This window comes from Bradyrhizobium sp. CCBAU 25360, assembly GCF_028128695.1.
Lineage (GTDB): Bacteria > Pseudomonadota > Alphaproteobacteria > Rhizobiales > Xanthobacteraceae > Bradyrhizobium > Bradyrhizobium ottawaense.
This window is the reverse complement of sequence record NZ_LBJA01000037.1, coordinates 127,236-141,232: the sequence shown is the minus strand read 5'-3', so window position 1 is coordinate 141,232 and position 13,997 is coordinate 127,236. Positions and strand designations below refer to the sequence as shown.

Sequence of the window (13,997 nt, the reverse complement as noted above, 5' to 3'; positions counted from 1 at the left end):
CGTGACGCGGCGGCAGCTACGTGTTCAGCCTGTCGAACTGGACCTTGCCCGCCTTCATCACCAGTGGAATATGCTCGCCCTGGCCGAGCAGGCAGGCGACGTCGCGCAGCGGATTGCCGTCGACCACCAGCAGGTCCGCGATCGACTCGGGCACGATGCGGCCGAGCTTGCCCTCCATGCCGAGCACCTCGGCGCCGATCACCGTGGCGCTGGCGATCACCGCGCGCGGACCGAGAATCTCGGCGCGAATGCGGAATTCGTCGCTCTGGAGGCGCTGCGACGGCCCGAGCAGATCGCTGCCGAACCCCATCTTCACGCCGGCGTCGCGATAGATCGCGAGCGAACGCAGGCCGGCGTCGCGGACATCGGCGATCTTGGCGACGCTCTCGGGCGGCAGGCCATATTGCGCGCCTTCATTGGCCAGCGCCTCGTAGGTGACGAGCGTCGGCACCACATAGGCGCCCTTCTCGGCCATCAGGCGCGCGGTCTGGGCATCGACCAGATTGCCGTGCTCGATGGTGCGCACGCCGCAGCGAACCGCGCGCTCGATCGCGGCAGCGGTATAGGCGTGGGCGAGCACATAGGTCTGGCGCCCGCGCGCCTCCTCGACGATGGCGCGGATCTCGTCCTCGGAGTAGCCGAAGGCGCCAACCGGATCGGTCGGTGACGCGACGCCGCCGGACGCCATGATCTTGATCTGGTCGGCGCCCATCTGCAGCTCCTCGCGCGCCGCCTTGCGCACGCCGTCGACGCCGTCGGCGACGCGCGCCAGCGCGCCGACGCGCACGCAGCAGGGGCACGGTGCGTCGCTGGCGAGGTAATCCGAACGTGCCCGCATGTCGCCATGCCCGCCGGTCTGGCTCAGCGCGCGGCCGGAGACGAACAGCCGCGGGCCGTCGGTGAGACCGGTCTCGATCGCCTGCTTCAGCGCATGGCCGGCGCCGCCGGCGTCGCGAACGGTGGTGAAGCCACGCCGAAGCATGCCGCGCAGCAGCAGCGTCGAGCGCAGCGTCACCAGCACGTTCGGCATGTGCACCTGCTGCGACAGATTGAGCTCGACCGCCACCGCATGGACATGCAGGTCGATCAGGCCGGGCATCAGCGTCTTGCCGTTGAGGTCGATGGTGCGGTCGACTGAAGCCTGGAGCGGCCGGTCCGAGACCTCCTTGATCACATTGTCCTCGACCAGCACGTAATGGCCCTCCAGCAAATCCGGCTGAAGCGGATCGAGCAGAGCGGCGTTCTTGAAGAGGGTGCTGGGCATGGTCGTTTCCTGTCTGGTCAGGACGGTGTGAGCAGCGCGGGCAATGCGAGCTGGGCGAACGGAAGACACGCAGCGACGTCGTCCGCACCGTACCAGCCCGCTTCATGGAGCAGGTTGAGCGAGCCGAGCGTGCGCCCGCGCCAGCGCACGGGCATGTTGAGCACGCTCTCGCAGCCGAGTGAAGCGATCAGCTCGTGATCGGCGAACACATTGCGCAGATCATCGAGAGTGCGGCCGATATAGGCTTCGCCGCGGTCGAGCACGGCCTCGGTCCACGGGCCCGGCGCCAGCCGCTTGCGGCCGCCCGTCGGGTAAGGCTCGGGGAGATTGGAATAGATCCGCGCCGCTTCGCCCGTATCGTCGTCATAGGTCAGGATCGTGAACAGCTTGTGCCCGATCGCCGATTTCAAGGCTTGGTCCAGCGCCGAGAACAGCGCCTCCGGCTGATCCGCCCTGCCCTGCGCCGCCGCCACGGCGTTGAGCAGTGGATCGGGCGGGCGCGTCGTTGCCCTCATGCGACTTCGCCCGCCGCAATGTCTTCCAGCGACCGGCCGCGCGTCGGCACGCCCATCACCACGACGGTGAGCGCACCGATCAGCAGAACGCTGGTGGTGATCCCGAACACGCCGGCAAAGCCGAAATTGGGATAGAGGTAGCCGACCAGGATCGGCGAGACGATCGCGCCGATCCGGCCGATCGCCGAGGCAAGCCCGGCGCCGGTGGTCCGCACCGGCGTCGGGAACACCTCGGCCGTATAGGCATAGACGCCGGCATAGGTGCCGTTCATGAAGAACGACAGCAGGATCCCCGCGACCATGATGTGCTGGTCGCTCTGCGCGAAGGCGAGTCCGAGCGCGCTGATACCGCCGAGCACCATGTATGACGCAATGGTCGCCTGCCGGCCGATGCGCTCGTTGAAATACGCGGCGCTGAAATAGCCGGGGATCTGCGCGCAATAGATCGCGAGCGAATAGGCGAAGCTCTTAGTGATGCTCATGCCGTTCTGGACCAGGAGGCCGGGAATCCAGACGAAGAAGGAATAATAGCTGAAGGTGATCGCAAGCCACATGATCCAGGTCATGACGGTGATGCGCGCCTGCCGGGGCGCCAGAAGCGCCGCGAAATTGGCAAGCAACGTTCCCCCGGCGACGGGCGGGCTGACCGCGTCGACGACCGGCTGCGGCAGCACATGCCCCTGGCGCGCGAAGCCGGCTTCGATCCTGTCCAGCACCGCTTCGGCTTCCTTCGCCCTGCCCCGGCTTTCCAGCCAGCGCGGCGATTCCGGCAGCGCCCGGCGCCACCAGAGCAGCATGACGACCGGCACCGCGGTGATCACCAGCACGATGCGCCAGCCGTTCTCATAGGCGGGAACGATGAAGTAGCCGAGCAAGGCCGCCGCGACGAAGCCGAAGGAGAAGAACCCGGCCAGCGCGCCGGTGAAGCTGCCGCGGAAGCGCCGCGCCACGAACTCGGCGAGATAAGGCGCGATGATCGCGCTCTCGGCGCCGGTGCCCATGCCCGCGACGACGCGGGCGGCGAAGAAGGATGGCCAGCTGTCCACGGCGGCGCTGACGATCGATGCGGCACAATAGAGCGCCAGCGCCGACATCATCACCGCGCGGCGTCCGATCAGGTCGCCGAGCGTGCCCGCCAGCAACGCGCCGAACAGGAAGCCGATATAGGTGCTGCTGCCGAGCACGCCGATCTGCACGCTCGTCAGATTCCAGGCGGTGCGCAGCACCGGCAGGATGAACGCCAGCACGGCGGCGTCCATCGCGTCGAACATGTAGCCGAGCCCGCCCATCAACAGCAGATGCGTGTGGAAGCGTGCGAATGGCAGGCGCTCGATGCGCGCCGAGATCATCGACATGTAAGTCCCCTCTGTCCGGCGGCCCGGCATCCGCAAGTCCCTGGGGGAACCATAGACAAAGAGATATTATCGTCATAATTTATAATCGTGATCCCATACATCACTACGGTGAATGTTCTGTCGTTTCGATCGCTCGACCTCAACCTGCTGAAAGTCTTCGAAGCCCTGATGACCGAGGGCAGCGTGACGCGCGCCGCCAACGCACTGCTGATGACGCAGCCGGCGGTCAGCAACGCGCTGGCGCGGCTGCGCGACGCGCTCGGCGATCCCCTGTTCGTCAGGTCCGGCACCGGCATCCGTCCGACCCAGCGCGCGGTGGTGTTGTGGGAGCCGATCGGCGAGGCGCTCGAAACCGTCCGCGGCGCGCTCGACGAGCAGGTGTTCGATCCGCGCCGCGCGCAGACCGAGTTCAGCCTGTCGATGTCGGATTACGTCGCCTCGCTGGTGATGCCGAATCTGCTCGGCCATTTCGGCAAGGTCGCGCCCAAGGCGCGCGTGCACACCGTCCCCAACACCATTCTGGAGATCGCCGATCAGCTCGAAGACAATCGCGTCGATTGCGTGCTCAGCGTCTATGTCAACGAGGCGCAGCAGCCGGCCGCCATCCGCTCGCGCTCGCTGTGGACGGTCGACTATGCCTGCTTCATGCGGCGCGGCCATCCGCTCGCCGCCCAGAAGCGGCTCAGCACGCGCAGCTTCCTCGGCGCAGGCCATGTCGACGTCAGCCTCGCCGGCAAGACCCTGCCGTCCTACGACCTCTTCCTCGCTTCGCGCGGGCTGTCGCGCAATCTGGTCGCGACCGTCAATCACTACAGCGCCGCCTACGAGGTGGTGCGCCAGTCCGACCTGATCGCGGTGCTGCCGAGCGATCTGCGCTCGCAATCCCGGCACGCGCCGTTCCTGCACGCCATGCCGCTGCCGCTCAAGGCGCCGCCGCGCATCGTCAGCCTGTTCTGGCACCAACGCAACGACACCGTGCCGGCCCAGCGCTGGCTGCGCGAGACCCTGGTCGAGATGTTCACCAGGTCCGACTGAGCGTACGGGCGCGGGCCTGGCACGATCCAAAAAGGAAACGGTGGGTTTCTCAAAGCAGCATTGTTGCACCGGCCGCCGCGGCCTAGCTCCATCGCAGACGATTCCCTCCCACAGCGACAAGCGCAAGCTGCGCCCGCAGAGACCTCACCGATGACCGCATCGCTTCAATTCGGACTGGATACTTTTGGCGACGTCACCAGGGATGCCGCAGGCGCCATGCTTCCGCACGCGCAGGTGATCCGCAACGTCGTCGACGAAGCGGTGCTGGCCGACGAACTCGGCCTCGACTTCATCGGCCTCGGCGAACACCACCGCGCCGATTTTGCGATCTCCTCGCCGGAGACCGTGCTCGCCGCGATCGCATCGCGGACCAAGCGCATCCATCTCGGCTCGGCCGTAACGGTGCTGTCTTCGGACGATCCCATCCGCGTCTTCCAGCGCTTTGCCACGCTGGACGCGCTCTCCAACGGACGCGCCGAGGTGATCCTCGGCCGCGGCTCGTTCACTGAATCCTTTCCGTTGTTCGGTTTCGACCTGCGCAAATACGAAGAGCTGTTCGAGGAGAAGCTGGACCTGTTTGCTGCCCTGCTGGCGCAGAAGCCGGTGAGCTGGGAGGGCAAGCTGCGTCCGCCGCTGCGGGATCAGCTGGTCTATCCCCCGGTCGAGAACGGCCGGCTTAAAACCTGGATCGGCGTCGGCGGCAGCCCGCAATCGGTGGTGCGCGCTGCGCATTACGACCTGCCTTTGATGCTCGCGATCATCGGCGGCGATCCCGCGCGCTTTGCGCCGTTCGTCGATCTCCATCACCGCGCCGCCAAGGAGTTCGGCCGCCCCGCGCAGCCGATCGGCGTGCACTCGCCCGGCTATGTCGCCGAGACGGATGAAGAGGCGCGCGAGGAGCTATGGCCCGACTACAAGGCCATGCGCGACCGCATCGGCAAGGAACGCGGCTGGCCGCCGATGGGCCGCGACGAGTTCGCGAGCGAGGTCGAGCACGGCTCGCTCTATGCCGGCTCGCCGGAAACGGTGGCGCGCAAGATCGCCAGGACGGCGAAGACGCTCGGCATTGCGCGGTTTCAGCTGAAGTATTCGGCGGGTCCCTTGCCGCATCAGAAGCTGATGAAGAGCATCGAGCTTTATGGGCGCAAGGTGGTGCCGATGGTGCGGGAGATGATGGGGTAGCGGCTTGAGGCGGCCGCCTACTTCATCAGCCCGAGCCGGCTCGCGCCGACATAGAGCGAAAGCACGGCGGCGTTGGAGACGTTGAGGCTCTTGATCTCGCCGGGCATGTCGAGCCGCGCCACGACGCTGCAGGTCTCGCGGGTCAATTGCCGCAGGCCCTTGCCTTCGGCCCCTAACACCAGCGCGAGCGGCTCGCGCAGCGCGACGTCGCTGAGATCCGCGCTGCCTTCGCTGTCCAGCCCGACGGTCTGGAAGCCGATTTCATTCAGCGTGGTCAGGGCGCGCGCGAGGTTCTGCACGGTCACAACAGGCACCAGCTCCAGCGCGCCGGAGGCGGCCTTGGCGAGCACGCCGGTGGCTTCCGGGCTGTGGCGGGCAGTGGTGACGATCGCCTTCACCGCGAACGCTGCGGCGGAGCGCAGGATCGCGCCGACATTGTGCGGGTCGGTGATCTGGTCGAGCACCAGCACCATGCCTTCCTGCTTCAAGGTCTCGATATCAGGCGAAGGCAGAGGATCGGCTTCCGCAAGCAGGCCCTGATGCACGGCATCGGGCGAGAGCAGACGGTCGATCTCCTGGGGCCGGACGATCTCGGGCGTGACGCGGGTCTCGATATTCTCGTCCGCAAGTCGCTTCGCAGCGTTCTCGGTCAGCGTCAGCTTGCGGATCCGTCGCTCCGGGTTGGCCAGCGCCATGGTGACGGTGTGCCAGCCATAGAGGATGACCGGCCCGTCGGCGTGCGAATCGCGGTCGCGCCAGGCCGGCCGGCCGGCCGATTTCCCGGGTCTGTTGAAGGGCTTAGCCCCGCCGCGGGGGCCCCTGGGGGTGAATTTTTTGTCCTTCATGGGCTCGCTTGTGTCACGGGTGCCGGAATATGGCAATTTGGGTGGCTTCGAAGGCGATTTTAGCTGTTCGCCTCGGTTGACTTTGCCCCACCGGATCGCCCATAACCGCGCCCGGTCGCGCCCCCATCCGGGCTGTCGCGGCCTTCACGTTCCATGGCCGTCTTCGGTCGCCGGCAAGGTCCGGCCCGATTGTGCTGCCGTCGAGCGGGGGAGTGTCCCGAGTGGCAAAGGGAGCTGACTGTAAATCAGCCGCCTCATGGCTTCGCAGGTTCGAGTCCTGCCTCCCCCACCAGCCTTCGCTCGCTTCGCGAGCTTCGGCTTGGCAAGCCAATCCAGATCATCATTCAGCGAAGCGAGCGAAGGCTGCCACGCCGTAGCCGTCAGGCGTAGGCGGGCTATCGACCTGATTGATCGCGCCCGCACATAATCAGAAAAGCAAAACGCCCGTCCGCATCGCGCGAACGGGCGTCTCGTCAGCTCAACCGATCAGGGATCAGTAATAGCGGCGCAGCACGCGGTGACCGCCATAGTACGGCGCCGGCGCGTGACGGTGGGCGTAGCCGTAGCGCGGACCATGGCCGTAGTGCACGCGCGGCAGATAGCCGTAGCGCGGGCCGTAGCCGTAGCGGTACGGACGGTAGTACGGGCGGTGATAGGGAGCCACGGCGGCGCGATAGCCGTAGCCGTAATTGGCGGGCGCGACGACCGCGTCTTCACGATAGGTCGGATACGGCGCGAAGGCGCCCGGGCCGGTATAGGTCGGGCCCTGGTTGACGTGATAATATTGCGTGGCCGGCTCGGCGAGACGCTCATAGGCACCATAGCCGTAGCCGGCACCATAGCCGTAGCCGCCGCAACCGGTGTTGCAGCCGGAATAGACCGGCGCGACCGGCTGGCACGGGTTGAAGCCGCACGCCGCGGCGGGTGCCGTGGCGACGAACATCACGGCAGCCGCCGCAACCAGTCCCGAAATCATTTGACGCATTACTCTCTCCTGTTGATTTCTGTTTGTTGGATTTTGACGTTTCTTAACCCGGCGGTTTGCCGGGGACCTGGACATGCGGCCGCGGTCGCGGTGGCCGCGGACGATCGTTGATTTCAGGCGCGAGGATCACCGGCGGCGCATCGACGGGCGCGTCCATCTGCGGCGGCAGCGGCGCCGATTGCGCGCCCCAGCTCTGATGGTAGCTCTCGGCGGGCTTCGGCAATTTCCGGTTCGCGGGCGGCTCGACCTCGAGCCGGCCGTAGCCGGGCCGCAGGCCCAGCGTCGGATAATAATGGCCGACATCGGCAGGCTGCCGCTCGGCGACATAGCGCCCGCCATAGATCGTGGGCTGCACCTGCTGGTTCTTGCCAAGACCCCAGGTGCCCTCGACCACGGCATAGGACGCGTCGATGTTGTTGATGATGATCGGCACGCCGGGCCGGCCGGGCACGACGATATCGAAGCCTTCGCCGGCAAACGCCGTCGCGGGCAGTCCGATCAGAAAGGCAGCGAGCGCCACAATGCGCATGAGGGGGACCCCGGTTATGCGGCGGCAACCTATCCGATCGCGGCGCAGAGAGGGTTAAGGCCCGCTCACCAAATTCCGGTAAGCCTAATGTGTAAGGATTGCGGGCCGCTCAAATGCTGCACGGCGGACTAGCGAAGCATTAACGGCACGCGGCTTGGCCAAGCGGAACCGCGGCTGCTCACATCGGTTTGACCACCGCTTGCGAGAAAATCCACCGGTTTCATCGGAACGTCCGGCGCCGCAAGCGTTTAGCCCCCGTCAACAAAATGGGAGCCAACAACCATGAACATCAAGCTTCTTGGAGCGACGGCGATTGCGGCGACCATGCTGGCAGGCTCTGCCATGGCGCAGGCCGTCGTCACCAATCCCGGCCGCTGCTCGGCGCAATTCCCCAACGCCAATTGCCAGAATCTCGGCCCGGGAAATCCTTACACCGATAGCGGATACCGCCATCGCCGCGCGTCCTATCGTCAAACCAATGGCGACTGGAATAACGATTGGAACAGGAGCCGCACCGGCTTCTGGCCGACCGACGTCGCAGCCGGCGTAGCCGGCGCCGCGATCGGCACCGCGGGCGCGATTGCCAGCGCGCCGTTCCGCGCCTGGGACAATTCCTACGCCTACGACAATTCGTGGGACAACCGCGGCTGGGACAATCGTGGCTGGGACACCCGCACCTACGCCCAGCGTAACGGCTTCGTCTGTACGCCTGGCACCTGGTTCAAGGGCGCAGACGGCCGCCGGCACATCTGCCAGTAAGGCGATCTAAATCGATGCGAGAGATCAGGCGGCCTCCGGGCCGCCTGATTCATGTTCGCGGCGACGGCCTTTCCGGTTCTGGCACTTTCCGATCAAGTCTGGTATTGCGGCGCGCAACGGGTGGACACCCCGGCCCATGCCGGCCCTGCCCGCGTCGTCAGGCGTCGCCGGCTTAGCTCAGCGGTAGAGCAGCGGTTTTGTAAACCGAAGGTCGGGGGTTCAATCCCCTCAGCCGGCACCAGCATCTGGCGTACAGGTCTCAGCTCGAATGCTTCGGCGCGCTGCCTTGCTGGAAGTGCTCGGCACCTGACATCTCCACCCAGCCATGCTTGGACTGCTCGAACACCGATCTGTTCGGCGGCGGAAAATCCGGATTTGCGATCGCGCCGACGGCAACGCCGATCATCGCGGGCAGATTCTCGGCTTGCCAATAGACGGTCGAACCGCAGTCGGGACAAAAATAGCTGCGGACCTTGCCGCCGCTCGCGGCTGTCCGAACGTACTCCTTTGACGGTCCCGCGATCGTGACAGCGTGCGCCGGATAGAACGCACCCACGCCGAACGGCGCGCCGGTTCGTCGCTGACAGTCGAGGCAATGACAGGCGACGACGAACTGCGATGGTCCCGGCAGCGACAGCGAAAGAGCACCGCAGCGGCATCTGGCATCGATCATCGAATCTGCTCTCCCTGCTGGACGGATGCGAATTGAAAAGGCGGTCCGTGCCCCGGACGCAGTGCAGCGCCTCTTCGGCGATGCGCCGCAGAGCCGGGGCCTATCGCGCCGCATTTCTTCGTTCCGCTTTCTGGGTCCCGGCTCAGCGCCGCAACACTGAAGGCGTTGCGGCGCGTCCGGGACACAGCAAGATCCTCACTCCGTCCCCACCTCGAACGCCAGCAGCACGTTGCCGGCGACGCCGCTCCATTGGCCGTAGCCGGAATTGGTGTAGAGCATGCCGCCGGCGATGACCGGCCCGGGACCGTCGATTGCGCCGCCATGGGCGGGGACGCCGTTCACGGCCTTGAAATCCTGCGCGGTGTCGAACTCCCAGAGCAGCTTGCCGTCGGTGGCATAGGCGCGCAGGAAGCCGCTGACGCCGCCGGAGAACACCACGCCCGGAATCAGGCTCACCGCTGCCGAGAGCGCGGGGCTGCATTTGGGGCGGTCGCCGCAGGCGACCGGCGGCACTTCCATGGCAATCTTGCCGCTGACGAGGTCGAGGCCGAACAGGCCGCCGCCTTGCGTGGAATCGAGTTGCCGCGTGCCGTCACGCATGAAGCGCACGTCGGAGTTGGCGACATAGATCCGCTCACCGTCCGCGGCCGAGCCCCATTCGCTCCCGCCGAGCGCTCCGCCCTTCCCGATCCGGGTCTGCCACAGGATCTTGCCGCCGTCGTCAGGATCAAGCGCGTGCACGACGCCGGACTTCTGCGCGATGACGAGCACGCGCCTGCCATCGCGCAAGGCCACGAGGATCGGCGACTGGCCGAAATCGTGATCGGGTCCGTGATCCTCCGGGCAATTGGACTTGTCCGCGGTGAAGCACGCCACGACGAAGGCGTCCTTGGGCGTGGCCTGCTGCTTCCAGAGCAGCTTCCCGGTCCCAAGCTCAAAAGCGAGGATCGCATCGGCGGTTGCCGCCGGCGGGTTCGAGTAGGAATTGCTGGTCGCCACATAGACGGCATTGCGCTTCACATCGATCGTCGGCGCCGACCAGATCGCAGCGCCCGACGGACCGAACAGCTGCGTGCCCCTGGCATTCTTGCCGGTCGGATGCGGCACTTCCGGAATCGTATAGGCCTGCCAGACCAGCTTGCCGGTCGCGGCGTCGAGCGCCACCACGCTGCCGCGGAAGGTGCAGCATTCGTAACTCGCCTGCGAGCCGGCGGCTTCCTCGAGCGAGGACACCGGCACGTAGAGCACGCCGGAATGCAGCGTCGGCGCGCCGGTGATGCGCGCGGCGGCATGCTCCTCGACCTTCGTCTTCCAGATCAGCGCGCCGGTCAGCGCGTTCACGGCATAGGCGTTGGCGCGCAAATCGCCGAAGAAGATCGCGAACTGGTCGGAGCCCGGAAGTGGTGCAAAGCTGATCGCGGCCCGCACCGCCGCATCGATCGCCAGCGTCCACAGCGTGCAGCCGCTGCGCGCGTCGAGCGCGTGCATCTTGCGATCGGTGCCGCCGATGAACAGCATTCCGCCCACGATGGTCGGCGGCGCAAACGACACCGAGGCGCCGGGGAATGCATAGGCCCATTTCAACCGCAGGCGCGGCACCTGTTCCGCCGTCAGCCCCGCCATGTCGGCGGGCTGGAATCGGCTGTTGTTGGTGTCGACGCCCCATCCGTTCCAGCGCGGACCGTCAAGGGCTTGCGGAAAACCGCTGGCCTGCTGCGTACAACGGCCTTCCGCGTCGGCCGCAACGCCGCCGGCCGCGATCTTGCCGGTGACGAAAGACGCGATCGCGCGGCGTTCCGCGTCGCTGCGATCCTTTGCCATCGCAGCCATGCTGCCGGAGGTCAACGCCGCCAGCACATGATCGAACGACATCGCCTGCATGGCGCCGCGGCCCGGCACGCGGGTCTGCACATCGCCGTCGTGGCATTGCGCGCAATGCGCGGCATAGAGCGCTGCACCCTCCTGCTGTGCCAGCGCCGGCGCGCTGCACCAGATCAACAACGCGGCCAGGACAGCACATGCTCTCATGGTAGGCTCCGGCAGGTCACCGCGATGCGAGATCGCCACACAACCCAAAGTCTATCGCCGGGGCGAGCGCGGACGCAATGGACGTTCTGCTCGCAGCTGTCACACATCCGTGGCCGTGCGGACGCGATCCGGCAACTCATCCAGCCGCCAGAGCCCGAGGCTCTTGTCGCGCCAGCCGCCATCGCCCTCCTCGCAGCGCTCGTCGATCAATTCGCGCGGCACCGGCCAGTCGAACGGCGCCTTCGTCATGTTGAGCGCGCGCCAGTCGCCATCCTCGCAATCGCAGTTGTCCTCCCACTCCGGAAACGTCGTGACGAGCAGGAATTGCGCGCCGCTCTCGCGAAAGCGGGCGATCACGCGGGCGATGTTCTGAAAACTCAGATGCACGAGGCAGTCCCGGCACAGGATCAGATCGGCACGCGGCAGTGCATCGCGCGTGATATCGGCCACCAGGAATCGGCCGGACAATTCGCCGCGCGCCGCACGCGCGTTGTTGGTCTCGATCAGCGACGGGACGATGTCGATGCCGATATAGTCGAGGTCGAGCTTGACGCGGCCGATCCAGCCGGCATCGCCGCAGGGCGCATCGAGCAGCGAGCGCGCGCCGAGCCGTTGCAGCAGCGAAGGAAGCGCCTCCCGGATCGCGGTGGTGGCCGTATCCTCCGAACCGAGGCCCGACACCGAACGGGCCGCGCCCCAAAGGTTCGTCCGCTCGATCCGCTCGAACCGTGCGGCGAGATCTAGCCCTGAGAAATTGTCGCGGTCGGCGACGAAGCGTTCGTGGGCGAGCACGGGAGGACGATTGGAGATCATCAGCAAGCCTCAAATCAAGTCGCATGCCAATACGACAGGCGGAGCGTCGCATTCAAAACTGCGCGCCTCCGCCGCTCAATCCGGCTTCTGCCACACCGTCACGACAGATTGGATCGGAATTCAACATGAGGTAGCATGCGCATGCAATGCGTCCCACCTCGCTCCGAGAGAAGGCCAAGATCGTCGCTGGCGCGGTGGCCGCCATCGTCATGACGGCCATGCTGTTCGTGTTCGTGCTCGGTTTCCTGCTGGCGTGATCGAGGGCGCGCCATGAAAGCCGCCGCGCACACTCAGGCCGTGCGCACCGTCCGCAGGAATTTCCCGACCTCGTCCTTCAGCCGGTTGCTATCGGTCGCCAGCATCTTGGCGGTCGAGAGCACCTGCGAGGAGGCCGAGCCGGTCTCGGCTGCGCCGCGCTGCACGTCGGTGATGTTCGAGGAGACCTGCTGGGTGCCGTGAGCGGCCTGCTGGACGTTGCGCGAGATCTCCTGGGTGGCGGCGCCCTGCTCCTCGACGGCCGCGGCAATGGTCGAAGACACCTCCGACAGCCGCTCGATGGTCACGGAGATATCGCGGATCGCGTTGACGGATTCCTGGGTCGCGGTCTGGATGCCGGAGATCTGCAGACTGATCTCGCCGGTCGCTTTCGCGGTCTGCTCGGCCAGCGTCTTCACTTCGGACGCGACGACCGCGAAACCGCGGCCGGCCTCGCCGGCACGCGCCGCTTCGATCGTGGCGTTCAGCGCCAAAAGGTTGGTCTGGCCGGCAATCGTGTTGATCAGCTCCACGACGTCGCCGATCCGCGTCGCGGCAACCGAGAGCTCGCTGACCCGCTCCGTCGTGGTGCGGGCCTGGGTGACGGCTTCGCCCGCCATCCGCGCGGATTCCTGCACTTGCCGGCTGATCTCGTTGACCGAGGAGGACAGCTCCTCCGTGGCGGTCGCTACCGACTGCACGTTGCCGGTAGCTTCGCCGGACGCGACGGCGACGACCGAGGTCAGCTCCTGCGCGCGCTGCGCGGTGGTCGCCAGCGTCGAGGACGACGCTTCGAGCTCGGTAGAGGCAGATCCGACCGTCTCGATGATCTCGCCGACTGCGCGTTCAAAGCCGTCGGCGAGGTTGACCATGTCGCGGCGGCGCTGCTCGGCAGCCTGCTTCTCGACTTCGAGCTGCGCGGCCTTGAGGCGCTCGACTTCCAATGCATTGGTCTTGAACACTTCGACCGTCTTGGCCATGTCGCCGATCTCGTCGCGCCGGTCCTTCTCGGGCACCTCGGTCTTGAGATCGTTGCGGGCAAGCCCCTCCATGGCGAGCTTGAGCCGGGCGATCGGCTGCGACATCGCCTTGAGGCCGATGAACAGCGCGATCGCAATGCCCAGGATCAGACCGCCGGCGCTGACGCCGATCACGGTCCAGGTCGCGGCGTGAGCGTCGCGGCTGATGGTGTCCTTGCGCTTGGCCACGGCCTGGGTCGTCTCGGTCGTGAACTTGGCGATGCGTGCCAGGGCCGCATCGAGCAAGGGATCGCACTCCTTGTGCGCGCGTTCGGCTGCCCTGGCGTTCTCTTCCGTGCTGCTGGCCTGTGAGCCGGCCTGGAGCACCGGATCGCAGCCGGTGAACGCAGCTTTCAGCTGGTCGCCGATGCCCTTCAGCTCGCCGGCACGCGATGGGTCGTCCTGCTCGGCCGCATCGAGGAATTGACGAATTTCGTCGCGGTTCTGGGTCGCGGTCTTGAGGCGTCTGGCGTTGCCTGCTTCGGTTGCCTCGGTGAAGATCGCATAGAGCGCCGCGTGGTAGGTCTCGGCGCGGCGCTGGGCGCGGGTGAGGTTGAGAGCGGAAGATTGCGCGGCGGAGAGCTCGCCGAAACCGTCGACGGTCGCGGAGAGTTCGCGCACGCCAAAGGCCGCGACGGCGATCATCGCACAGCCCATCACGGTCACGATCAGCGCGACCTTCCAGACGATCTTCAGATTGTTCAAAAAGCTCATCGCAGCCGTCCCAATGATTTTCTGCG

13 protein-coding genes and 2 tRNA genes are annotated in these 13,997 nt (G+C 66.3%); 5 read left to right on the top strand and 10 right to left on the bottom strand.

From position 1 onward, the window contains the following. Positions 1-16: 16 nt before the first annotated feature. The 3 genes from XH81_RS14900 to XH81_RS14890 are packed head-to-tail and all read right to left on the bottom strand — an operon-like array spanning position 17 to position 3,134. Positions 17-1,264 (bottom strand): metal-dependent hydrolase family protein, encoded by a 1,248-nt coding sequence (locus XH81_RS14900; protein WP_028141076.1) that lies wholly within the window; start codon positions 1,262-1,264, stop codon positions 17-19. 17 nt (positions 1,265-1,281) lie between these two features. Continuing rightward, the gene (locus XH81_RS14895) at positions 1,282-1,779 is read right to left on the bottom strand and encodes a GAF domain-containing protein (protein WP_028141077.1); all 498 of its coding nucleotides are present in this window, start codon (positions 1,777-1,779) and stop codon (positions 1,282-1,284) included. Then, entirely contained in the window at positions 1,776-3,134 is a 1,359-nt protein-coding gene (locus XH81_RS14890) for an MFS transporter (RefSeq protein WP_028141078.1), read from the bottom strand. Before XH81_RS14890 ends, XH81_RS14895 begins: the two co-directional genes overlap by 4 nt. An 87-nt stretch (positions 3,135-3,221) precedes the next feature. Between XH81_RS14890 and XH81_RS14885 the strand changes: the two genes are divergently transcribed. Then, on the top strand, positions 3,222-4,169 hold the full coding sequence (locus tag XH81_RS14885; protein ID WP_256379470.1) for a LysR family transcriptional regulator: 948 nt from the start codon (positions 3,222-3,224) through the stop codon (positions 4,167-4,169). A gap of 150 nt (positions 4,170-4,319) precedes the next feature. After that, positions 4,320-5,351, top strand: coding sequence for an LLM class flavin-dependent oxidoreductase (locus tag XH81_RS14880; RefSeq protein ID WP_028141080.1), 1,032 nt, complete (start codon positions 4,320-4,322; stop codon positions 5,349-5,351). Between the two features lie 17 nt (positions 5,352-5,368). Here XH81_RS14880 and rlmB read toward each other — a convergent pair whose 3' ends face one another. Beyond that, a complete protein-coding gene (rlmB, locus tag XH81_RS14875) occupies positions 5,369-6,196 on the bottom strand; it encodes a 23S rRNA (guanosine(2251)-2'-O)-methyltransferase RlmB (protein ID WP_028141081.1) in 828 nt (275 codons plus the stop codon). A 206-nt stretch (positions 6,197-6,402) separates the two neighbouring features. Here rlmB and XH81_RS14870 point away from each other — a divergent pair. Continuing rightward, positions 6,403-6,488: transfer RNA gene (locus tag XH81_RS14870), tRNA-Tyr, on the top strand. Positions 6,489-6,689: 201 nt separating this feature from the next. Here XH81_RS14870 and XH81_RS14865 read toward each other — a convergent pair. After that, positions 6,690-7,181, bottom strand: a complete 492-nt coding sequence (locus tag XH81_RS14865; RefSeq protein WP_097668565.1) for a hypothetical protein — start codon at positions 7,179-7,181, stop codon at positions 6,690-6,692. A gap of 43 nt (positions 7,182-7,224) precedes the next feature. Further along, the gene (locus XH81_RS14860) at positions 7,225-7,710 is read right to left on the bottom strand and encodes a hypothetical protein (RefSeq protein ID WP_028141083.1); all 486 of its coding nucleotides are present in this window, start codon (positions 7,708-7,710) and stop codon (positions 7,225-7,227) included. A 282-nt stretch (positions 7,711-7,992) separates the two neighbouring features. On the opposite strand from XH81_RS14860, the gene XH81_RS14855 reads away from it, so the two are divergent. Together XH81_RS14855 and XH81_RS14850 are read left to right on the top strand one after the other, a co-directional pair. After that, positions 7,993-8,469, top strand: a complete 477-nt coding sequence (locus XH81_RS14855) for a hypothetical protein (protein ID WP_028141084.1) — start codon at positions 7,993-7,995, stop codon at positions 8,467-8,469. A gap of 166 nt (positions 8,470-8,635) precedes the next feature. Continuing rightward, positions 8,636-8,710, top strand: a tRNA-Thr gene (locus tag XH81_RS14850). A gap of 18 nt (positions 8,711-8,728) precedes the next feature. Here XH81_RS14850 and XH81_RS14845 read toward each other — a convergent pair. From XH81_RS14845 to XH81_RS14830, 4 genes are all read right to left on the bottom strand, one after another. Continuing rightward, positions 8,729-9,142, bottom strand: a complete 414-nt coding sequence (locus XH81_RS14845; RefSeq protein WP_271596266.1) for a GFA family protein — start codon at positions 9,140-9,142, stop codon at positions 8,729-8,731. Between the two features lie 195 nt (positions 9,143-9,337). Beyond that, positions 9,338-11,170 (bottom strand): outer membrane protein assembly factor BamB family protein, encoded by a 1,833-nt coding sequence (locus XH81_RS14840; RefSeq protein WP_028141086.1) that lies wholly within the window; start codon positions 11,168-11,170, stop codon positions 9,338-9,340. A 99-nt stretch (positions 11,171-11,269) separates the two neighbouring features. Then, positions 11,270-11,983, bottom strand: a complete 714-nt coding sequence (locus tag XH81_RS14835) for a class I SAM-dependent methyltransferase (RefSeq protein ID WP_028141087.1) — start codon at positions 11,981-11,983, stop codon at positions 11,270-11,272. 290 nt (positions 11,984-12,273) lie between these two features. Further along, entirely contained in the window at positions 12,274-13,971 is a 1,698-nt protein-coding gene (locus XH81_RS14830) for a methyl-accepting chemotaxis protein (RefSeq protein WP_028141088.1), read from the bottom strand. Between the last annotated feature and the right edge of the window lie 26 nt (positions 13,972-13,997).

Bases quoted from the DNA above. Each gene is read 5' to 3' on its own strand.
- XH81_RS14900 (WP_028141076.1), bottom strand. From the start codon at position 1,264: ATGCCCAGCACCCTCTTCAAGAACGCCGCTCTGCTCGATCCGCTTCAG.
- XH81_RS14895 (WP_028141077.1), bottom strand. From the start codon at position 1,779: ATGAGGGCAACGACGCGCCCGCCCGATCCACTGCTCAACGCCGTGGCG.
- XH81_RS14890 (WP_028141078.1), bottom strand. From the start codon at position 3,134: ATGTCGATGATCTCGGCGCGCATCGAGCGCCTGCCATTCGCACGCTTC.
- XH81_RS14880 (WP_028141080.1), top strand. From the start codon at position 4,320: ATGACCGCATCGCTTCAATTCGGACTGGATACTTTTGGCGACGTCACC.
- rlmB (WP_028141081.1), bottom strand. From the start codon at position 6,196: ATGAAGGACAAAAAATTCACCCCCAGGGGCCCCCGCGGCGGGGCTAAG.
- XH81_RS14865 (WP_097668565.1), bottom strand. From the start codon at position 7,181: ATGCGTCAAATGATTTCGGGACTGGTTGCGGCGGCTGCCGTGATGTTC.
- XH81_RS14860 (WP_028141083.1), bottom strand. From the start codon at position 7,710: ATGCGCATTGTGGCGCTCGCTGCCTTTCTGATCGGACTGCCCGCGACG.
- XH81_RS14855 (WP_028141084.1), top strand. From the start codon at position 7,993: ATGAACATCAAGCTTCTTGGAGCGACGGCGATTGCGGCGACCATGCTG.
- XH81_RS14845 (WP_271596266.1), bottom strand. From the start codon at position 9,142: ATGATCGATGCCAGATGCCGCTGCGGTGCTCTTTCGCTGTCGCTGCCG.
- XH81_RS14840 (WP_028141086.1), bottom strand. From the start codon at position 11,170: ATGAGAGCATGTGCTGTCCTGGCCGCGTTGTTGATCTGGTGCAGCGCG.
- XH81_RS14835 (WP_028141087.1), bottom strand. From the start codon at position 11,983: ATGATCTCCAATCGTCCTCCCGTGCTCGCCCACGAACGCTTCGTCGCC.
- XH81_RS14830 (WP_028141088.1), bottom strand. From the start codon at position 13,971: ATGAGCTTTTTGAACAATCTGAAGATCGTCTGGAAGGTCGCGCTGATC.